The sequence below is a fragment of the Eisenbergiella porci genome (assembly GCF_009696275.1).
GTDB lineage: Bacteria > Bacillota > Clostridia > Lachnospirales > Lachnospiraceae > Eisenbergiella > Eisenbergiella porci.
Window position 1 is genome coordinate 13,220 of the sequence record NZ_VUMI01000006.1, and the last position, 22,009, is coordinate 35,228.

Annotated in this window: 18 protein-coding genes and 2 pseudogenes; all 20 read left to right on the forward strand. The window is 47.1% G+C overall.

Going from position 1 to position 22,009, the window contains the following annotated elements; translation table 11 throughout:
- Positions 1-21 precede the first annotated feature (21 nt).
- The 20 genes and pseudogenes from FYJ45_RS05095 (at position 22) to glmM (ending at position 21,954) form a co-directional block, all read left to right on the forward strand.
- Complete coding sequence (locus FYJ45_RS05095) at positions 22-1,248, forward strand: murein hydrolase activator EnvC family protein (protein ID WP_154463735.1); 1,227 nt, start codon at positions 22-24, stop codon at positions 1,246-1,248.
- 146 nt (positions 1,249-1,394) lie between these two features.
- Positions 1,395-2,642 (forward strand): S41 family peptidase, encoded by a 1,248-nt coding sequence (locus tag FYJ45_RS05100; RefSeq protein WP_154463736.1) that lies wholly within the window; start codon positions 1,395-1,397, stop codon positions 2,640-2,642.
- Between the two features lie 172 nt (positions 2,643-2,814).
- A complete protein-coding gene (locus FYJ45_RS05105) occupies positions 2,815-3,825 on the forward strand; it encodes a serine hydrolase domain-containing protein (RefSeq protein ID WP_154463737.1) in 1,011 nt (336 codons plus the stop codon).
- Positions 3,826-4,076: 251 nt separating this feature from the next.
- Complete coding sequence (locus FYJ45_RS31675) at positions 4,077-4,220, forward strand: hypothetical protein (RefSeq protein ID WP_321170205.1); 144 nt, start codon at positions 4,077-4,079, stop codon at positions 4,218-4,220.
- On the forward strand, positions 4,180-4,926 hold the full coding sequence (locus FYJ45_RS05110) for a Fic family protein (RefSeq protein WP_321170206.1): 747 nt from the start codon (positions 4,180-4,182) through the stop codon (positions 4,924-4,926). The genes FYJ45_RS31675 and FYJ45_RS05110 overlap by 41 nt, the downstream gene beginning before the upstream one ends.
- An 86-nt stretch (positions 4,927-5,012) precedes the next feature.
- Positions 5,013-5,111, forward strand: a pseudogene (locus FYJ45_RS32565) (DUF6718 family protein); the annotation flags it as partial.
- A 183-nt stretch (positions 5,112-5,294) separates the two neighbouring features.
- Positions 5,295-5,395 (forward strand): annotated as a pseudogene (locus tag FYJ45_RS33065) (DEAD/DEAH box helicase family protein); the annotation flags it as partial.
- A 390-nt stretch (positions 5,396-5,785) separates the two neighbouring features.
- Entirely contained in the window at positions 5,786-5,998 is a 213-nt protein-coding gene (locus FYJ45_RS05115; RefSeq protein ID WP_154463738.1) for a hypothetical protein, read from the forward strand.
- A gap of 205 nt (positions 5,999-6,203) precedes the next feature.
- A complete protein-coding gene (locus FYJ45_RS30360; RefSeq protein ID WP_235930586.1) occupies positions 6,204-6,902 on the forward strand; it encodes an AlbA family DNA-binding domain-containing protein in 699 nt (232 codons plus the stop codon).
- On the forward strand, positions 6,889-7,308 hold the full coding sequence (locus tag FYJ45_RS30365; RefSeq protein ID WP_235930587.1) for a winged helix-turn-helix transcriptional regulator: 420 nt from the start codon (positions 6,889-6,891) through the stop codon (positions 7,306-7,308). Before FYJ45_RS30360 ends, FYJ45_RS30365 begins: the two co-directional genes overlap by 14 nt.
- Before the next feature lie 92 nt (positions 7,309-7,400).
- The gene (gene uvrB / locus FYJ45_RS05125; RefSeq protein WP_025488414.1) at positions 7,401-9,389 is read left to right on the forward strand and encodes an excinuclease ABC subunit UvrB; all 1,989 of its coding nucleotides are present in this window, start codon (positions 7,401-7,403) and stop codon (positions 9,387-9,389) included.
- Between the two features lie 110 nt (positions 9,390-9,499).
- Positions 9,500-12,352 carry an excinuclease ABC subunit UvrA gene (uvrA, locus tag FYJ45_RS05130; RefSeq protein WP_235930588.1) on the forward strand — a complete coding sequence of 951 codons (2,853 nt, stop codon included), beginning with the start codon at positions 9,500-9,502 and terminating at the stop codon, positions 12,350-12,352.
- A gap of 433 nt (positions 12,353-12,785) precedes the next feature.
- Positions 12,786-13,781, forward strand: coding sequence for a rod shape-determining protein (mreB, locus tag FYJ45_RS05135; RefSeq protein ID WP_025488416.1), 996 nt, complete (start codon positions 12,786-12,788; stop codon positions 13,779-13,781).
- A gap of 95 nt (positions 13,782-13,876) precedes the next feature.
- Positions 13,877-16,126: an SF1B family DNA helicase RecD2 gene (recD2, locus tag FYJ45_RS05140; RefSeq protein WP_276891201.1), complete on the forward strand. Its 2,250-nt coding sequence runs from the start codon at positions 13,877-13,879 to the stop codon at positions 16,124-16,126.
- A 9-nt stretch (positions 16,127-16,135) separates the two neighbouring features.
- Complete coding sequence (locus FYJ45_RS05145; RefSeq protein ID WP_154463740.1) at positions 16,136-16,864, forward strand: ComF family protein; 729 nt, start codon at positions 16,136-16,138, stop codon at positions 16,862-16,864.
- 2 nt (positions 16,865-16,866) lie between these two features.
- On the forward strand, positions 16,867-17,271 hold the full coding sequence (locus FYJ45_RS05150) for a hypothetical protein (protein WP_154463741.1): 405 nt from the start codon (positions 16,867-16,869) through the stop codon (positions 17,269-17,271).
- 56 nt (positions 17,272-17,327) lie between these two features.
- Positions 17,328-18,308 (forward strand): hypothetical protein, encoded by a 981-nt coding sequence (locus FYJ45_RS05155; protein ID WP_021638729.1) that lies wholly within the window; start codon positions 17,328-17,330, stop codon positions 18,306-18,308.
- Positions 18,309-18,323: 15 nt separating this feature from the next.
- Positions 18,324-19,193 carry a diadenylate cyclase CdaA gene (gene cdaA / locus FYJ45_RS05160; RefSeq protein WP_154463742.1) on the forward strand — a complete coding sequence of 290 codons (870 nt, stop codon included), beginning with the start codon at positions 18,324-18,326 and terminating at the stop codon, positions 19,191-19,193.
- Positions 19,177-20,493: a CdaR family protein gene (locus FYJ45_RS05165; protein WP_154463743.1), complete on the forward strand. Its 1,317-nt coding sequence runs from the start codon at positions 19,177-19,179 to the stop codon at positions 20,491-20,493. The genes cdaA and FYJ45_RS05165 overlap by 17 nt, the downstream gene beginning before the upstream one ends.
- A 111-nt stretch (positions 20,494-20,604) precedes the next feature.
- The gene (glmM, locus tag FYJ45_RS05170; protein ID WP_021638726.1) at positions 20,605-21,954 is read left to right on the forward strand and encodes a phosphoglucosamine mutase; all 1,350 of its coding nucleotides are present in this window, start codon (positions 20,605-20,607) and stop codon (positions 21,952-21,954) included.
- Positions 21,955-22,009 lie beyond the last annotated feature (55 nt).

Genomic DNA, 22,009 nt, shown 5'->3' on the forward strand with positions numbered 1-22,009 from the left:
CTGTGCGGTGCGGTGGAGAATATGATAAAGAACAGAAGAGATATCAGTCTTTTGCTCTGCCTTGTGCTTCTTTTTTCCTGGTTTTTTCCGGAAATAGGAAGCGAAGCGGCAACCTCCAGCGAACTGGAGCAGAGCATTAAGGAAAAGGAATCTGCGATAACGGAGGCACAGGAGCAGAAAAAACAGCTTCAGTCCACAATGTCGGATATACAGGCCATGGTAGACAGCCTGGAGAACTCCAAAAATGACCTGGAGGCATATGTAAAGCAGCTGGATGGCAATCTTGCACAGATTCAGTCTAAAATAAATGAGCTGAAGTCCATGATTACTGAAAAGGAAGAGGAAATCAGGGAGACCCAGAAGCAGCTGGAGGAAGCCATTGAGCGGGAGGAGCAGCAGTATGCGGCCATGAAGGTGCGCATCCAGTATTCCTATGAACGGGGAAGCAGTAACTATATTGAGATGCTGCTGGCTTCAAAGAGCTTTGGGGAATTTCTCAACAATGCCAATTACATGGAGCAGATGAATGAATATGACCAGCGGCAGCTGGAAGAGTACCAGAAGAACCGTGAACTGGTGGAAACGTGTAAAAAGGCGCTGGAGGAAGAGCAGGAGGTGCTGGAGCAGGCCAAGGCTGAGGTGGAAAAGGAAGAAGCCGGCCTGGAAACGCTGATCAGCCAGAAGGAACAGCAGATTACTGCTTTTCAGGGCGATATCAGCAATAAAGAGGCTGCCATCAAGGAATATGAAGCGGATATTGCGGCGCAGAATTCCACAATCGCCGCTTTGGAAGCGGCGGCAGCGGCGGAAAGAAAGCAGCTGGAGGAATTAAATAAGCCGAAGGTGACCTATGACGGAGGCATGTTCCAGTTCCCGCTTACTTCTTATAAAAGGATTTCAGATGAATACGGCTACAGAATCCATCCGACGCTTGGTGTGAAGAAGTTCCATAACGGTGTGGATTTTGCAGCGGCCAGCGGCACGCCGATACTGGCGGCCTATGACGGAACCGTGGTGGGCGCCGCATATAACAGCTCCATGGGAAATTACGTCATGCTCAACCATGGGGACGGGCTTTATACAATTTACATGCATGCTTCCTCACTGAATGTCTCCCAGGGGCAGACGGTGACCAAAGGACAGCAGATCGCAGCGGTAGGCTCCACGGGACGTTCCACCGGACCTCATCTGCATTTCAGTGTGAGATTGAACGGGGAATATGTAAACCCCTGGAATTATTTAAAATAGTTTACTATATACTAGAACAGGACGTAAACTTTGGAACCGGGCGGGGGCAGCGGATAAAGCTTGCAGCCCGGTTTTTATTTTCCGGAGCCACTGACGGATAAACATTTAGTAAAACGGCCTGACAGCCGCAGGAATCGAGGTTAACGATGAGTAATAAGAAAAGCTTCTTGGGAGGGATAGTTACAGGAGTACTGGCGGCAGCGCTGATTTTAAGCGGTGTTTTCATGGGGCGTTCCGCCTGGAATCTGTTTCAGGCGTCAAGAGCGCAGGAGGCAGCGTCACAGAGCGCGGCGGAAAACACAGGCAGCGATACTGTTGCCAATCAGCGGACTATGGATAAGCTGAAGCTGCTGGAGGATACCATAGGGAAGTATTATCTGGAAGGCGTGGACGAACAGACACTGGAAAAAGGCGTGTACGATGGGCTGGTTAAAGCTCTGGGAGATCCTTACTCCGTTTATTATTCAGCTGAGGAACTGAAAGAGCTGCAGGACAAAACTGAGGGTATCTATTATGGCATCGGCGCTTATATCGGCATTGATGCGGACACCAGCCTGCCCCGCCTGACGGGGATTATCGAAGGTACGCCCGCCCAGGAAAGCGGGCTGCGGGCAGGAGATCTTCTTTATAAGGTGGATGGGGAAGAGGTCCAGGGACTGGAGCTGACGCAGGTAGTCAGCAAAGTAAAGGGCGAGGAAGGCACTACGGTGCATCTGACCATTATCAGAGAGGGTGAGTCGGACTATCTGGAAATTGACGTTGTGCGCAGAAAGGTGGAAAGCCCTACTGTTAACCAGAAGATGCTGGACAACAACATCGGATATATCCAGATTACCGAGTTTGACACGGTAACCCTGGATCAGTTTACGGAAGCCCTGGCAGTATGCCGCGGTTCGGGAATGAAGGGGCTGATTCTTGATCTGAGAGGAAACCCGGGTGGAAATCTGAACACGGTCTGCGATATCGCCCGCGAGATCCTTCCCAAAGGCCTGATTGTATATACGGAAGACAAGAACGGGAAAAGGACGGAATATACCTGCGATGGAACAAACCAGATGAAGGAGCCGCTGGTAGTCCTTGTTGACAGCGGCAGCGCCAGTGCTTCGGAGATCCTGGCCGGGGCGATTAAGGATTATGGAATCGGAACGCTGGTGGGCACAACGACCTTTGGAAAGGGTATTGTGCAGCGGATTATTTCCCTTTCCGATGGATCGGCTGTAAAGCTTACCGTGAGTAACTATTATACCCCGAATGGGAACAATATCCATAAAATCGGTATTGCACCGGATATTGAGGAGAAGTTTGACGGGGAAGCTTATTATAATGACGGTGTGGATAACCAGCTGAATAAGGCGATTGAAGTAATGAACGGGAAGCTGGGGGATGGGCAGTAAACTGTTGGCCGCACGTGTTTGCCGTGCAGGGCTGTGATACAATGGGTACGGTATCATAGCTCTGTTTTTATATAAATATTGAAGAAAAGAATTGAAGTTGAGGACGAAGCGGTTATTCGAAGGCTTCGAAAGAACAGGATTGATAAAATCAAGCGATTCAGCGAGGTGGATTATGGATATAAAAGAAATAATTGACAGTAATTTCAGAGGGAATATATACGTTGTCCAAGACGGTAAGGTGATAATAGAAAATGTATCAGGCTTTGCTGATTTGGCCAATGAAATTCCAAATACGATGGAAACAAAATTTGCAAGCGCATCAGCAGGAAAAGTCTTTGTTGCGGTAGCCATTTTGCAGTTAATTGAACAAGGGAAACTGAATTTTGATGATACATTAGGAAAACTGCTGGATATTGATTTGCACGATATAGATGCAGATGTGACAGTAGAACAATTATTAAATCATACTTCGGGAGTCCCGGATTATTTTGATGAAAGCATTATGGACGAATACGAGGATTTATGGGTTGATTTTCCTAATTACAAAATCAGACATAACAATGACCTGCTCCCGTTGTTTATAGAGAAGCCTATGATGTATCCGAAGGGTGAAAAATTCCAATATAATAATTCAGGGTATGTGCTGCTTGCGTCAATAATTGAAAAAGTAACGGGAATGTATTTTGACAAATATCTGCAGACAAATATCTTTGATGTATGCGGTATGAGCGGAACGGGTTACTATGCACTGGACAGATTACCGGCAAAATGTGCAAATAATTATATTTATTGTGCTGACACAGATGATTACCGTACCAATATTTTTTCTGTTGATGTAAATGGAACAGGCGCAGGGGGAGCGTTTATCACGGTAAAAGATATCCTTAGCTTTTGGACGAATTTATTGAGCGGAAAACTTATTTCAAAGGAGCTTCTCTCAAAAATGTTTACTAAGCAAAGCGGGGACGGTATTGATGCCGAAGAAGGCTATTATGGCTATGGGATATGGATTATTGACAATCCATGTGGCAAAGACTTTGTTTACTTTCAGGGCTGTGACCCCGGTGTGAGTTTTATTTCTGAATATAATCCTAATAATGGCATGATTACTGTTTTGGTAAGTAATTATGGGGATAATGTTTGGAAAGAAATGAGAAAGATCAGAAAGAAATTTTATAAGTAGTATTGTAAAGGTTCAGGATGGTGCGCTGAACTGTTGCCAGAGAAGAAAAAAGCCTCGATATGTATTGCTCTTGTGCCATTGCTTTCTGGGCTGTCTGGTTAATGAAAGCTATATGAGGGGGCTCTTGCATAACTGAGTCTGTCCATTTATTTTTTCATCTACCTATTGAATATTTCGTCCATATTAAACTATAATATGGACGAAAGGGTAAAAGGCTGGACGAAAAGATTCTGTCAAAGCCGGGTACGGATATGAGAACATTTGATTATATGAAACTGGCAGACCGGATGTGGGATAGCGAAATTCTTACTTATGTTGCAAAAATACATGAATATAAAGGAAAGCAGGAACTATATGTGCGGCAGAAGCCTGTGGAGCTGGGACGCCCATCGTGATTTATTAAAACATGCCGGCTTGTCATATGGCGGTCAATTTAAGAACACACAGAACTATATCAATGAGACAAAACCAGACGGAACTGTAGTGACACGCTTTATTCCGCTGGCCCCTTATGAAACAGAACCAGCGATTGAGGCCATCTGTGAAAGCTATCGTCAGACATTGGCCATGGAGGTCATAGACCCTCTGATTCTGATTCCGACTTTTATCTGCGACTTTCTGTGCATCCATCCATTTAATGATGGAAATGGAAGAATGAGCCGACTGCTCACCTTGTTACTTCTCTATCAAAATGGCTATGAAGTGGGTAAGTATATCAGTGTTGAAAAGAAGATAGAGGAAACCAAAGATGTCTATTACGGTGTACTGGAATGCATTGATGCAGGATGGCATGAGGAACAGAATGATCCCACGCCATTCATTAAGTATATGCTTCAAATGATTCTTGCCTGCTATACTGAGTTTGAAGCCAGAGTAGGTTTGGTATCCGACAGTAATCGAAGCACGGTCTATGATGTGGTAAAAGCCTATGTGACCGGAAAAATTGGTAAGTTTACCGGCGCAGAAGTGATTGCTGATTGTCCCAGCGGAAGCCGTTCTGCTGTGCTGGGAGCATTGAAACGACTTACTGATGAGGAGGTCATTGTGAAATGCGGAACTGGTCGCAGAACCTTTTATGTGCGGAAGGACGCTATGGAATGATAGGGTTTCGTCCAGCTATGGAAGCTTTCGTCCAAATGGAACAAAGAAATAGATGATAATTGAATTAGTATTATCTTGGATATGATAAAATTACACCTATTACTATCAGTAGACCTTCTGTATATGAAGAGTATGAACTATATCACTTTACTGATACAGAGGCAGAATTAAAAAAGCTGTTGTAAATATGTTGATGAAATAAAAACAAAGTATAGAACAAACATTCGATGTTTCTCTGTACTTTGTTTTTATATTCTGATATAATGAGGTTTACGTAAGAAGAATATTACTGATTATGAAGAAGAGAATAACTAATGTATTCATAAAAGAGGACTTTTATGGATCATTTTGAAATAGTTTCAGAATATAAACTAACCTTGATCATAGCCAATAACAAAACATTGGCAGGCCAGCTATATGGAGAATTCAAAGAGTTTTTCCAAATAACGCGGTGGAGTATTTTGTCTCCTGCTAAGAAGTTATATTATTTATCTTTATTATCTCGTATGGATTTAGATTTGGAAAAATTGAAGAACCAGAAAAATTGGGATAAAACATCCGGAGATAGTAAAATGTATGCCTTGTAAATTAGTAATAGCAAACTGTAAAGTTTAGGAGAAGAACCCTTATTTATCAGCATAATGATAGGAGAACGGATTGGAAAATTAAGTATGAGAAAATTTTGATAAAAGGGCATAAATGGAATATATATGGGTAATTTGGGATTGGCGTTATCTTTAATACACTTATTCTGAAAGGAGAGTTACCGCAGATTAAATGCGAGTGTCGGGGAGATGCAACTGAGTGTGCCATGATAATCTCGGGAGAGGAAAGTAACTATCGCTTGTTGTTAGAGTGCATGGAGATATATGGATGTTTATTTGAGTGTAAAATTGAGGAAATATTTAAACATTATATAGATGAAATAGAAGCCGTACAGCATGCAAAAGATATAGAAGAAGCATATGTAAAGATTATTGAAACAGGAATAACAAAAGCGCAGCCGCATGTTATTACAATAGAAAAGTTAAAAACTAAGATAGAGCAGTTGTTACAAAATTACAATATATGATTATTCTTTTGACTATAAAACGGATATGGAACGTATATGGAGCGCAATATGAATTCGCTACACGCATGTAGCGAATTTAATCAGAGGTTAGATGTGCGAAAAAACTGTTGAAAAATCTATCGAAGGAATTGTTAGATGAATTTGGGAACAGTGAAAATGAGAGAATTATTTGTTGAAAAAATAGAAGAGAGGCAGGTGAAGATAGATGGATTTTGATATAAAACTCTTTGATGATTATCGGGAAAATAATCGCCTGGAGGCAAAAAAAGCAAGAGGCGGTTTGCCAAATAGCTTATGGGATACGTACTCTACCATGGCAAACTGTTATAGCGGGGTAATTCTGCTTGGTGTAATTGAGCGTGAGGATGGTAGTTTTGCAACAACCGGTTTAAAAGATATTGAAAAATTGAAAAAGGATTTCTGGAATGTAATCAATGATAGAAAGAAGGTCAGTATTAACCTGCTTACCGATGAGGATGTAGAAGCATATGAGATTCATGACGATGTTGTTATGGCTATTCATGTGCCACAGGCAACACGTGAGGAAAAACCGGTTTACCTGAATGACAATTTATTTGGCGGAACATTCCGACGAAATGGAGAGGGTGATTATCATTGCACTCCAGGTGAAGTGCGTGCCATGCTTCGAGATCAGACAGAAGAAACATCGGATATGAAGGTGTTGGATGAGTTGGAAATCAGTGATTTAAACTTGGATACCATACATGCCTATCGCAGCAGACATGCAGCGCTGCGCCCAAATCATGTGTGGGAAAAACTTTCGGATGCAGAGTATTTAGAGCAGATTGGGGCTGCCAGACAATCACGTACCGATAAACGGATTCGTCCAACCGGGGCAGGCCTTTTGATGTTTGGCGAGGAGTGCGCTGATGAAGATGTTTAATATCATTGGAATCGGTGAGCGTGCTGGTAGTGGGGTGCCAGATATTTTTGATGTTTGGAAATCACAGGGCTGGGAAACGCCAGTGATTGAAGAGCAGTATAATCCGGATAGAACGATTTTAATATTGCTATTCGTTCAGAAGCAATTGTCACAGGGAAATAACGGTTCAAAAATTAAAAATGAACCGATAAATGAACCGATAAATTCAACTGGGTATGAGAAAACTTTGCTTGAAAAAAGAATAATTGATATTTTAGTAATGAATTCAAATATCAGTCAACCTCAAATGGCAGAAATAATAGGAGTTTCATTATCCAGTGTGAAAAGAACTATAAAAAAGATGGTTGAATCTGGACAGATTAAACATGAGGGTAGCAAAAAGTCTGGTCGCTGGATTGTATTATAAAATAAATGCGTTTTAAAATGCTTTTTTAGCAATAAAATGCGTTAATATCCTTTAAACTTAGTGTAATAGATTTGCACAATATGGAGAAAAATATGGATCATTTTGAATTAGTATCAGAATATAAACCAACCGGTGATCAGCCCCACGCCATCGCCGAACTGGTGAAAGGTTTTCAGGAAGGCAATCAGTTTCAGACATTACTTGGTGTTACCGGCTCCGGTAAGACCTTTACCATGGCTAATGTTATCCAGGCCCTGAATAAGCCAACTTTGATTATTGCCCATAACAAGACATTAGCAGGCCAGTTATATGGAGAATTCAAAGAATTTTTCCCAAACAACGCAGTGGAGTATTTTGTTTCCTACTACGACTATTACCAGCCGGAAGCCTACGTCCCTTCCTCAGACACCTACATTGCCAAGGATTCCTCCATCAACGATGAAATAGACAAGCTGCGCCTGTCAGCTACCGCATCGCTGGCGGAGCGCAAGGATGTCATTGTGGTGGCCAGCGTGTCCTGCATTTACGGTCTGGGAAGCCCGGATGAATACAAGGACATGATTGTTTCATTGCGCCCCGGCATGGTGAAGGACAGGGATGCGGTTCTGCGGGAACTGATAGACATACAATATGACAGAAATGATATGGATTTAAGCCGCGGCTGCTTCCGTGTCCGCGGGGACAGTGTGGAGATTTATCCGGCGCAGGGCGGCGATTACCTGATAAGGGTGGAATTTTTCGGGGACGAGATTGATCGGATTGCCCAGGTGGATCCGCTGAGCGGGAAGCTGCATGCTACATTGGAGCATATCGCTATTTTCCCCGCCTCCCATTATGTGGTTTCCCAGGGAAAGATAAATATAGCCTGTGATAATATTGAACAGGAGCTGGAAGAGCGTATCCGGTATTTTAAGGGAGAAGACAAGCTTCTGGAGGCACAGCGTATTTCTGAAAGGACTAACTTTGATATTGAGATGCTGCGTGAGACCGGGTTCTGCTCCGGTATTGAAAACTATTCCAGACATCTGAACGGCACGCAGCCCGGTGAACCGCCTATGACACTCCTTGACTTTTTCGGGGATGATTTCCTGATTATGATAGATGAGTCCCATATTACTATTCCCCAGATCAGAGGAATGTTCGCGGGCGACCGTTCCAGGAAGATGACGCTTGTTGATTATGGCTTCCGACTGCCCTCCGCGTTGGATAACCGGCCGCTGAATTTTGAAGAGTTTGAATCACATATTGATCAGCTGCTTTTTGTGTCCGCAACGCCTTCCGCTTATGAAGAGGCGCATGAGCTGCTGCGTACGGAGCAGATTATCCGTCCTACCGGACTGCTTGATCCGGAGGTTATCGTGCGCCCTGTGGAAGGACAGATCGATGACCTGATCGGTGAAATCAGAAAGGAAACGGATAAACACAACAAGGTGCTGGTGACTACGCTGACAAAGCGTATGGCAGAGGATTTAACCGATTATATGCGTGAGGTGGGAATCCGGGTGAAGTACCTGCATTCCGATATTGATACGCTGGAACGGGCGGAAATCATCCGGGATATGCGGCTGGATGTATTCGATGTCCTTGTGGGTATCAACCTGCTCAGAGAAGGCCTGGATATCCCAGAGATTTCCCTTGTGGCCATCCTGGACGCCGATAAAGAGGGCTTTCTGCGTTCCGAGACTTCATTGATACAGACGATTGGCCGTGCGGCCAGAAATGCGGAAGGGCATGTTATCATGTATGCGGATAACATGACGGATTCCATGAATGCCGCCATCAGCGAAACTAACAGGCGTAGGGAAATCCAGCAGAAATATAACGAAGAACACGGAATTACGCCGCAGACCATTAAAAAGAGCGTGCGTGATTTGATTAGTATATCGAAGGTAATCGCCAAGGAAGAGGTACGCTTTGAAAAGGATCCTGAATCCATGGACGAGAAGGAGCTGGAGAAGCTGATTGGAGATATCCAGAAGAAGATGAAGCAGGCCGCTGCGGATTTGAATTTCGAAGCTGCCGCAGAACTGCGTGACAAGATGGTAGAGCTTAAGAAAACATTGGCAAAAATGAAGGAATAAGGATAACTGTCCGGAAACAGGATGGTTAGGAAAGAATACGGCGCGGGCCGGCGGGTCCGGCCTGCTTTGAAAGGAGCACAGACCAGAGCATGGAACAGGAAAGCATAAAGATGAGACCCCGTGAATTTATAAAAATCCGTGGGGCGAATGAGCATAATCTGAAGAATATAGACGTGGATATACCCAGAAATGAACTGGTAGTCCTGACCGGATTGTCCGGTTCGGGAAAATCTTCACTTGCATTTGACACAATTTATGCGGAGGGACAGAGAAGGTATATGGAGTCCCTGTCGTCCTATGCAAGACAGTTCCTGGGACAGATGGAAAAGCCTAACGTGGAAAAAATCGAAGGGCTTTCTCCGGCGATATCCATCGACCAGAAATCCACCAATAGAAACCCCAGATCTACAGTGGGAACCGTAACCGAGATTTATGACTATTTCCGTCTTTTATATGCCCGGATCGGTATCCCCCACTGCCCCAAGTGCGGAAAGGAAATTAAAAAGCAGACGGTAGATCAGATGGTAGATCAAATTATGGGCCTGCCCGACGGTTCCAGGATACAGCTGCTGGCGCCCGTAGTAAGGGGCAGGAAGGGCGAGCATGCCAAGGTGCTGGAACGCGCCAAAAGAAGCGGCTACGTCCGTGTAAGAGTGGACGGAAACCTGTATGAGCTGTCGGAAGAAATCAAGCTGGATAAAAATATCAAGCATAATATAGAAATCGTTGTGGATCGTCTGGTGGTTAAGGAGGGTATCGAACGCCGCCTTACGGACTCCATTGAAAGCGTGCTTGCGCTTACGGACGGACTGCTTATTGTGGATGTCATAGACGGGGAAACCATGACCTTCAGCCAGAGCTTCGCCTGCCCTGACTGCGGAATCAGCGTTGATGAAATCGAGCCAAGAAGCTTTTCCTTCAACAACCCCTTCGGCGCCTGCCCGGAGTGCTTCGGCCTGGGCTATAAGATGGAATTTGATGTGGATCTGATGATTCCCGATAAACGGCTGAGCATCAATGAAGGCGCGATTGCGGTAATGGGATGGCAGTCCTGCAACGATACTTCCAGCTTTACCAATGCAATCCTGCAGGCGTTGGCCAAGGAATATCATTTCAGCCTGGATACCCCTTTTGAAAAGTATCCGGATAAGATAAAGGATGTACTGATTCATGGAACCGGCGGCCGTGAGGTGGAGGTCTTCTATCAGGGACAGCGGGGAAAAGGCGTGTATCCGGTGGCCTTTGAGGGGCTGATTAAGAATGTGGAGCGCCGCTACAGGGAGACTGCGTCAGATGTTATGAAGCAGGAGTATGAAACCTTCATGAGCATTACTCCCTGTAATGTCTGCCAGGGGATGCGACTGAAAAAAGCAGCGCTGGCCGTAACGGTATGCGACAGGAATATTTACGAGGTTACTTCCATGTCCATCCGCAATCTGAAGGAATATCTGGATAATATGCAGCTGACAAAACAGCAGGAGCTTATCGGCAAACAGATCCTGAAGGAAATCAGGGCGAGGGTCGGTTTCCTGGTGGATGTGGGACTGGAATACCTGTCCCTGTCAAGAGCTACGGGAACACTGTCAGGCGGTGAGGCGCAGCGTATCCGTCTTGCAACCCAGATTGGATCCGGCCTGGTAGGCGTATGCTATATCCTGGATGAGCCAAGTATCGGACTGCATCAGCGTGACAACGATAAGCTTCTGAACACGCTGAAAAATCTCCGTGATTTAGGAAATACGCTTCTCGTTGTGGAGCATGACGAGGATACCATGCTGGCGGCGGACTATATCGTGGATATCGGTCCCGGCGCAGGCTCTCATGGCGGTGAGGTGGTTGCCTGCGGTACGGCGCAGGAGCTGATGAATATACCGGAATCCATCACGGGACAGTATCTGAGCGGGGCGCTATCCATTCCGGTTCCCGAAAAACGCAGGAAGCCTGCGGGATGGATTAAGGTAAAGGGCGCCGCGGAGAATAACCTGAGGAATATTGATGTGAAGTTCCCCCTGGGAGTCATGACCTGTGTAACCGGCGTTTCCGGTTCGGGAAAAAGCTCCCTGGTGAATGAAATACTTTATAAGACACTGGCACGCGACCTGAACAGAGCCAGAACAATACCCGGGAAAAATAAGGGAATCGAAGGAATCGACCAGCTGGATAAGGTCATTGATATTGATCAGTCCCCCATCGGCCGTACGCCCCGTTCCAATCCGGCCACCTATACCGGCGTATTTGATATGATCCGTGATCTGTTTGCGTCTACCCAGGATGCCAAGGCAAAGGGATACAAGAAAGGAAGATTCAGCTTCAATGTGAAAGGCGGAAGATGCGAGGCCTGCGGCGGCGACGGAATCATCAAGATTGAAATGCATTTCCTGCCCGATGTATATGTACCCTGCGAGGTCTGCGGCGGCAAACGTTATAACAGGGAGACTCTGGAGGTTAAGTATAAAGGAAAAAGTATTTTTGACGTGCTGGATATGACCGTGGAGGAAGCGGTTGGCTTCTTCGAAAACGTTCCCAGTATCCGCAGAAAGATAGAAACGCTCTACGATGTGGGCCTTTCCTACATCAAGCTGGGACAACCCTCCACAACCCTTTCAGGCGGCGAGGCACAGCGGATCAAGCTGGCTACGGAGCTGAGCCGCAGGAGTACGGGAAAGACAATCTATATTCTGGATGAACCTACAACAGGCCTTCATTTTGCGGATGTGCACAAGCTGGTGGAAATACTGCACCGGCTGGCCGACGGAGGCAATACGGTTATCGTTATTGAGCACAACCTGGATGTGATCAAAACTGCGGATTACATCATAGATATGGGGCCGGAAGGCGGAGATGGCGGCGGAACCGTGATCGCGGAAGGCACGCCGGAAAATGTGGCGGCCTGTGAAGGCTCCTATACCGGCTATTATGTAGGGAAGATGCTGGAAAAGGCGAAACACTCGCCGATGGATTAATTATGTAAGAACAGAAAACTGCATAAAATTTCCGCTTAGAAATTCTGCTGTAAACTGGATGCAGAGAAAAAAGAACCAGGCAGATTGAAAAAACCAATAGATTCTAAGGAATACATCGCTTTACCGTTAATATTTTGCGCTGTAAGGCCCTGATTCTGTATTGCCGCCTGCAACTATGCGGTAAAGCGGTGTATTCTTTAAATTTTTATGAAAAGACTTTCCATAAGAACGTTTTTAGGTTATAATAACAGACGGTATATTTTACGCTTGCGTCCGACAGGTTTTTTTCATTGATATTTCGCAATTTTACGTAATTTGTAAAATATATGCTTGATTCATAAAGAATGGTCCATAATATAATAGAGGCAGAAGGAAGCGCAGGGGATTTATTGGACAGTCTTCCGCGCCATCTTCATTTGGAATGGAGGAAATTATGCAGTATACAGATATTGGAATTGACCTGGGTACCGCCAGTATTTTAGTGTATATCAGAGGAAAGGGCGTTGTTCTGAAAGAGCCCAGCGTAGTAGCGTTTGACAGAGACACGAATAAAATCAAGGCCATCGGCGAGGATGCCAGACTGATGCTTGGACGTACGCCCGGCAATATTGTTGCGGTAAGGCCGCTTCGCCAGGGTGTTATTTCCGATTATACAGTTACTGAAAAGATGCTGAAGCATTTTATCCAGAAGGCGCTTGGCAGGAAGACCTTCAGAAAGCCCAGGATCGCAGTCTGTGTTCCCAGCGGTGTAACAGAGGTTGAGAAGAAGGCTGTTGAGGATGCAACCTATCAGGCAGGCGCACGCGAGGTTTCCATTATAGAGGAGCCGATTGCGGCAGCCATTGGTGCAGGCATCGATATTTCCCGTCCCTGCGGTAATATGATTGTGGATATCGGCGGCGGTACTTCGGATATCGCTGTAATTTCTCTGGGCGGTACGGTAGTCAGCGCCTCTATTAAGATTGCCGGTGATGATTTTGACGAGTCATTGGTACGCTATATGCGTAAAAAACATAACCTTCTGATTGGCGAAAGAACCGCAGAGGATATCAAGATAAAGATTGGTTCCGCCTATAAGCGTCCCGAACCTGATTTTATGGATGTCAGGGGACGTAACCTGGTAACCGGCCTTCCCAAAACAGTGAAGGTTTCCTCTGAGGAAACGGAGGAAGCCCTCAGAGAGCCTACCCTGCAGATCGTGGAAGCCATCCACAGCGTGCTGGAGAGAACTCCTCCGGAGCTGGCTGCGGATATCGCGGATCGCGGAATCGTGCTTACCGGCGGCGGCAGCCTTCTGCGCGGGCTGGAGGAGCTGATTTCCGACAGGACGGGAATCAACACCATGACCGCAGAGGATCCCATGACGGCAGTGGCAATCGGCACAGGTAAATATGTGGAATTCCTGGTAGGATATAAGGACGAAATTTAAGCAGTATTTGACAAGGTATAGATTCAGGGCTACTCCGTCGGGGTAGCCCTTTTGACACCCGGTCTGATTAGAACAGAGATGTTAGGAGTTTACCGGTGGAAAAAATATCAGGTTACGTGGAACATATTATATACAGAAATACCGGAAACGGTTATTCGGTTTTTGAGCTGGTGGCCGAAGGCGAAGAGGTTACCTGCGTGGGCACCTTCCGCGCCCTGGATGAGGGCGAAAATCTGGAGCTGACAGGCGGCTATGTGGAGCATGCGGTATACGGAAGCCAGTTCAAGGTGGAAAGCTATGAAGCTGTGGCCCCTGAGGATGAAAGCAGCATCGAACGCTATCTGGGATCCGGCGCTATCAAGGGGATCGGCCCGTCTCTGGCGGCCCGTATTGTAAAAAAATTCGGTAAGGATACCTTCCGTATCATAGAACAGGAACCGGAGCGGCTGGCTGAAATCAAAGGGATCAGTGAACGGAAGGCCATGGAAATCAGCACTCTGATGGAAGAAAAGAAGGGTATGCGGGAGGCCATGATTTATCTGCAGAAATTCGGCATTTCCAATACGCTTGCCATTAAAATATATAATACCTATGGCATGGAGGTTTATGGAGTACTGGAGGAAAATCCTTATCGCCTGGCGGAGGACATAGAAGGCATCGGCTTTAAAAGAGCGGATGAGCTGGCGGCAAGAATTGGTATCCACACGGATTCGGATTTCCGTATCAGGAGCGGCATTCTGTATACCCTGCAGCTGGCGGCCATGGACGGGCATACCTTCCTTCCTTATCAGGAGCTGACTGCAAAAGCGGCGGCGCTTCTGGGGCTGCAGAAGGATTATGTAAGCATCCAGATTCCCAACCTGGCCATGGATAAAAAAATCATGGTGAAGCAGGACGGAGAAAATAAATCGGTGTATGCCTCCTCCTTCTATTATGCGGAGCTTGCCTGTGCGCGTATGCTGCAGGAGCTGAATGTAAGCATGGTTTTCGGCGGGGAGCTGCTTCCCTCTGAAGAAGAGAAGATGCTTGCGGAGATAGAAAAGCTGGCCCGCAGACTGGGTATTGAACTGGAGGAGCTGCAGCAGCAGGCGGTTCTGGAAAGCATTAAGCATGGTATTTTTATCCTTTCAGGAGGGCCGGGAACGGGAAAAACAACCACGATCAATACTATGATCCGTTATTTTGAGGCGGAGGGGCTGGATATCCTTCTGGCAGCGCCTACCGGCAGGGCGGCAAAGCGGATGACGGAAGCCACCGGCTATGAAGCGCGCACCATTCACCGTCTGCTTGAGCTCAACGGCGCCATGCTGGAGGAGGAGAATCGATACGGTAAGAATGCCCGTTTTGAGAAAAATGAGGAAAATCCACTGGAAGCGGATGTTGTCATTGTGGATGAGATGTCCATGGTGGATATTCATTTGTTCCAGTCGCTTCTGCGTGCAGTTACGCCGGGAACCAGGCTGATTCTGGTGGGGGATGTGAACCAGCTGCCGTCTGTGGGACCGGGACAGGTGCTCCGTGATTTGATAGACAGCGGAAGCTTTTCCGTAGTTGAGCTGAAAAAGATTTTCCGCCAGGCCGGGGAAAGCGATATCGTGGTCAACGCCCATAAAATCAATAATGGCCAGGAGATTCCGCTGGATAATAAAAGCAGGGATTTCTTTTTCCTAGAACGCAGCGATGTCCAGGTTATTTATAAGCATATGATTCTGCTGATTCAGGAAAAGCTTCCCAGATATGTGAAGTCCGGGCCTTTTGATATCCAGGTGCTGACACCCATGCGTAAGGGAAATCTGGGAGTGGAGGCACTGAATCAGATTCTGCAGGCCTATCTGAACCCGAAGGACGCCTCCAAGAAGGAGTATCAGTCCGGCGCCACGCTGTTCCGGGAAGGGGACAAGGTAATGCAGACGAAAAACAACTATCAGCTGGAGTGGGAAATCGTGAGTAAATACGGGATACCTGTGGATCATGGCGTGGGGATTTTTAATGGGGATATGGGAATCCTGAAGGAGATCGATGAATATGGGCAGACTGTGACGATTGAGTTTGATGAGCAAAGACGTGTTTCTTATGCCTTCGCCCAGCTGGAAGAGGTGGAGCTGGCGTATGCCATCACCATCCACAAGTCCCAGGGAAGCGAGTATCCGGCGGTTATCATGCCGCTGCTGGGCGGCCCGAGAATGCTTTTTAACCGGAATCTTCTTTACACGGGCGTGACCAGGGCGAGAAGCTGTGTGACGATCCTGGGAAGCAGGCAGGTGGTGCAGGATATGATCGCCAATGAAAGTGAGGCCAGGCGCTATACAAGCCTGGATGTGAGGATTAAGGAAGTCATGGCTTAAAGGAGCCTGATGAAGAAAAATGTATGGAGTACACTACCGCAAATGCTTTTGGATCTGGCATTTCCCAGACGCTGCCCCGTGTGTGACAGGCCTGTAAAGCCTTCCAACGCATATATCTGCAGCGAGTGCAGGGATAAACTGATTTACATAAAAGAACCAAGATGCCGGAAATGCGGAAAACAACTTGAGAAGGCAGAAAACGAATATTGTTATGACTGCGGGTCTAAAAGGCATATATATGACAGAGGGGCCGCACTGTATTCCTATGGCAGTATAAGGCTGTCCCTGTACCGCCTAAAATACGGCGGAAGACAGGAATATGCAGTGTTTCTGGGGAAGGACATGGCCAGCCGGCTGGGGAGGGAAATACTGTCATGGAAGCCGGATGCGCTGGTACCTGTACCGCTGCACCCCGCGAGGGAGAAAAAAAGAGGGTATAACCAGGCGGCTCTGCTGGCGGCCGAACTGGGGAAACAGCTGGATATCCGGGTTCTTACGGGCTTCGTGGAAAGAACCCGGAATACAAGGCCGCAGAAGGAGCTGGAGGGTGCAAAGCGTCAAAATAATTTGAAAAAAGCTTTTAAAATAGTACAGAATGATGTAAAATTAAATACGATTGTAATTATAGACGACATATACACTACCGGCAGCACCATTGACGCGGTGGCACAGGCCTGCAGGGAAGCAGGTGTGAAGCATGTGTATTTTGCAGCACTGGCAATTGGCAGAGGAATGTAGGTATGATTAATAAGGATAAAGTGGCGGTTATGACGAAAATGGCCGCATATGAGGCGGGTGACGGCAGGAAGAATCTGGCCGTCTGCAGTTATTTCAGAGGTGACTATGTCGGCTTCCAGATGCTGAAGACCTGGATTGCAGTGACTATTGCATTCTGTATCCTCTTCGCTGTTTATCTTGTTTATGAGATGGATAGCCTGATGACGGATTTTTACAGCATTAATCTGCTGGGGCTTGGGAAAAAGTTCGGCTTTGCCTATCTGGCGCTCTGCGGAGTGTATCTGCTGGCGGCCTTTGTGATCAGCCAGAGAAGATACGGCCTTGCCCTGAGAGCAACGGTTAAATTTGACAAAGAGCTGGATCTGCTTTCGGGCGGTGAGGATGACGGCTTTGAGGAAGAGGAATAAGGGAGTGGGCCCCTGTTGCCCGGGGCGGCTGCCATGAATTCTTGAGAGGGACATTTATGACAACATCATTACTTGTAGTAAGAGAATATATCAGGAACTTTTATGTAAAATATGAGGAATATATAGTGCCGGTGCTGAAATTTCTCCTGGCGCTCGTTTCCATGCTGATGATTAACAGCCAGCTGGGATTCATGAGCCAGCTGGATAATGCGGCGGCGGTGCTGGTGGTGGCTCTGATTTGTTCCTTTATGCCCAAGAACTTTATTCTGTTCGTTGCGGCGGGATTTGTAACGCTTCATCTTTATGAAGTATCCCTGGAATGCGCGGCTGCCGCGCTGGTCGTATTTTTATTGATGTTCCTTTTGTACTTCCGTTTTTCCCCGGGAAGCGCGGTTCTTGTTATCGTGACTCCCATGCTGTTTGCGTTTAAGATCCCTTATGCGGCTCCTCTTGTGGCCGGTCTGCTGGGCAATCCCTTTGCCGCAGTTACCGTAGCCTGCGGGGTGATCGTATATTATCTGATTACCTATATGAATGTCAATGCCTCCATACTGGGTTCTTCGGAGGCAGAATCCGTAATCCAGAGGTTCCGTGATATTTTTGACGGTATTTTCGGAAACAGGGCCATGCTGATTATTATTGCCGCTTTTGCGGTGACGGTGATTATGGTTTATCTGATTAGGAAGCTTTCCGTGGATTATGCGTGGACAATTGCCATTGTCGCAGGGGCTTTACTGGATATCGTAATCCTGATGGTGGGGGATTTGATTTATGACGCCAATTTTTCCATCGGGGGTGTAATTCTGGGAAGCATCGCAGCGATGGCTGCGGCGTTTGTCGTACAGTTTTTCAGGTTCAATCTGGACTATTCCCGGACGGAAAAGGTGCAGTTTGAGGATGACGAGTATTATTATTATGTAAAGGCGGTGCCCAAAATGACGGTGGCCACGCCTGAGAAAAAAGTGAAAAAGATTACCACGCAGCGTAACAGCAGAAATGCCAGACATACGCATTCGAGAGACACTGCGCGGAAATAGCGGGTTTGGGTGGATATGGAACTGATTAAGACCTTTGCAGACAAATATTTTGCACATGTACCATCTCTGAGGATAACGGATATTGTGGAGATACTCATCATCTCCTTTCTCGTTTACCACATCATGGTATGGATAAAGAATACAAAAGCCTGGGCGCTTTTCAAGGGCGTTGTGCTGATTATGGTATTTATCATACTTGCGGCCGTTTTTGAGATGAATACCATTCTGTGGATAGCCAGGAATGTGGTTATGTATGGTGCGGTTGCATTGGTCGTGGTGCTGCAGCCGGAGCTGCGTAAGGCCCTGGAGCAGCTGGGGAAAAAGGAATTTCTGGCATCCCTGCTGCCTTTTGAAATCGGAAAGACAGAACAGGGCCTTTTTTCCGATAAGACGGTCCATGAAATCGCAAAGGCCTGTGTGGAGATGGGCAAGGTCAAAACCGGCGCCCTCATTGTTGTCCAGCAGAACGATCCCCTGACGGAGTATGAAAGAACAGGAATCGAAGTGGACGGCATCATTACCAGCCAGCTGTTGATTAATATTTTTGAACACAACACACCGCTTCACGACGGTGCTATTATTGTACGCGGAGATCGGATTACCTCCGCAACCTGTTATCTTCCGCTGTCAGATAATATGTCATTGAGCAAGGATTTGGGAACGCGTCACAGAGCTGGCGTGGGTATCTCGGAGGTAACGGATTCCATGACCGTAATTGTTTCCGAAGAAACGGGCAAAATAAGCGTGGCATACAGCGGTGTGCTTTACCGCGGCCTGTCTTCTGCAGAATTGGAGGAGCAGCTGAAGAAAATACAGAATAAACCGGTGGAGGAGAAGGAACACAGGCTCTGGAAAGGATGGCCGAAGAATGAAAAAAACAAATAAGCTTTGGAATAATCTTGGCCTGAAAATTATGGCGGTGATATTTTCCATTCTGCTGTGGCTTGTGGCTGTCAATATCAATGACCCGGTGGAACGGAAGGTTTTCCGGGATGTGAGGGTCGAGACAAGGAATACAAATCTTCTGACAGATGAAAATAAACTTTACAAGGTGCTTGATGATACGGATACGGTTACAGTGACGGTCCGTGCCAGCCGTTCTGTCCTGGAGAATATCAATGTGAGTGACATTACGGCGACTGCTGATTTTTCAGAGCTGTCCTTTACCAATACAGTGCCGATCAGGCTGTCTGTAAATAAGTATATTGACAAACAGATAGAGGATATCAGCGGAAGCGTAGACAGCATGAAGCTGGAGGTTGAAGATAAGAAGGAAAAACAGTTTGTAATAGAAATAGTACAGATAGGAGAGCCTGCGGATGGTTTTATCGTGGGCAAGGTTACCACAACCGACGGAAATGCCATGAAGATTTCAGGGCCTGAATCAGTGGTGGAAAAAGTTAAAAATGCGGTGGTAGAGGCTGATGTCAGCGATTTGACGGACAGCATAAATATTACGGAAAAAATCAGGCTGCTGGATGCACAGGGCAAGGAAGTAACGGACAGCAGCATTACCAGAAGCGTGAATACCTCCAAGGTTTCCATAACAATACTGGAGACGAAAACCGTACCTGTCAGCCTGTCTGCAACAGGAGAACCGGCGGTCGGTTATGTGGCTACGGGTGAAGTGAGCTGTGCCCCTGAAACTGTGACGATTGCAGGTAAGAGCAGTGTGGTGAAGGATATTTCCGAAATCGTTATTCCTGCGGATGAGTTGGATCTGACAGGCGCTACGGCGGATGTTACAAGGCTGATTGATGTAAGGAATTATCTTCCTGAGGGAACAAGCCTGACTAATACGAATGGGGAAGAATTCAATGGTAAGGTAGCTGTTACTGTGAAGATAGAGCCTCTTGTGGATATCACCAGAGAGGTAGCAGCTTCCAGAATCCAGATTCAGAATGTGCCGGAGGGCTATACCGTTACTTTGGACGAGGGCAGCCGTGTATCCCTGAGGCTCAGGGGACTGCAGGCGAATCTGGATCAGGTAAATGTGGATAATCTGGCGGGTTCTATTGATATTGCCGCATGGATGCAGAAATCGGATCAGACAGAACTGGCCGAAGGAAGCGCAGAGGCGGAGGTTACGTTTACCCTGCCTCCGGGAGTGACGCAGACAGCGCCGGCGAAGGCCCGCCTGAATATACAGAAGGCAGCTGAAGCAGAGGGAGAGGGCGGCGAATAAGCCGGAAGCCTGCTGTTTCCGAGAATGCGGCTGTAGATTAATAAATGAAGCTGCAGCCGGGGACAGATAGATTAGATTACAGCCGTTGTTAAGGCAGAATGAGAGGAAAATATGGCTAGATTATTTGGTACTGACGGCGTGCGCGGCGTTGCAAATGAAGAACTGACACCGCTTCTTGCCATGCAGCTTGGCCAGGCAGGCGCGACCGTACTGACAAAGGAAAATGAACACAGGCCCACCATTATGGTAGGCTGCGATACCCGTATTTCAGGAGATATGCTTGCCAATGCGCTGATGGCGGGAATCTGCAGCGTAGGCGCGAATGCCGTTTATGTAGGCGTCATTCCCACGCCGGCGGTAGCGTATCTTACCAAGAAGTACAAGGTGGAAGCGGGCGTGGTGATATCCGCATCCCATAATCCCGTGGAATTTAACGGGATCAAGTTTTTTGACGGAAACGGCTATAAGCTGCCTGACAGTCTGGAGGATGAAATCGAGGACCTTATCCGCAATGGGATGCAGGGAGTGGAGCTGCCTACCGGTTCCAGAGTAGGGAAAATCAAATACCGGACGGATGCCAGGGAAGAATATATCAATCACGCGATTCAGTCGGTGCCGGTGAATTTATCGGAGCTGAAAATTGTTGTTGACTGTGCGGAGGGCGCTTCCTACTACACTTCCGTAGAAGCGCTCAGGGAGCTGGGGGCCAATGTGGTTCCCATACACAATATGCCTGATGGAACGAACATCAATGCCAACTGCGGATCCACTCATATGGAAGAGCTACAGGCCAGAGTTGTTTACGAAAAGGCTCATGTAGGCCTGGCTTTTGACGGGGATGCCGACAGGCTTCTTGCGGTGGACGAAAACGGCACAATTATCGACGGTGACCAGATTATGGCTATTGTGGGCACCCATATGAGAGATCAGGGCAAGCTGAAAAAGGACACCATTGTTGCTACCGTAATGAGTAATCTTGGCTTCTTTAAAATGGGAGAAAGAGAACATCTGCAGATGGAACAGACTAAGGTGGGCGACCGTTATGTGCTGGAGCGCATGCGTGAAATCGGAGCCAGCCTGGGCGGAGAGCAGTCGGGCCATGTGATTTTCCTGGATGAGAATACCACCGGGGACGGCCTGTTAAGCGCGCTGCACCTTCTGGAGGTAATGGTGGATACCGGGAAGCCTCTTTCCGAACTGGCAAAGGTGATGACCGTTATGCCGCAGGCGCTTGTGAATGCGAAGGTGCCCAACCACAAGAAAGAGAAATATATGGAATACCCTGAAATTGCCGGGGCAATTGATGAGCTTAACCGTAAGTTCGCAGGAGAGGGAAGGGTGCTTATCAGGCCCTCCGGAACGGAACCTAAGGTCCGCGTAATGATTGAAGGCAAGGATCAGAGGATGATTGAGGAAGAGGCTCATAAGCTGGCAGATTTGATTCAGAATATTATGCTTTGACGCTGAAGGGTAAAAACTGCCATAAAACGCGGGGCAAAGCCCTTGAGAAGTAAGC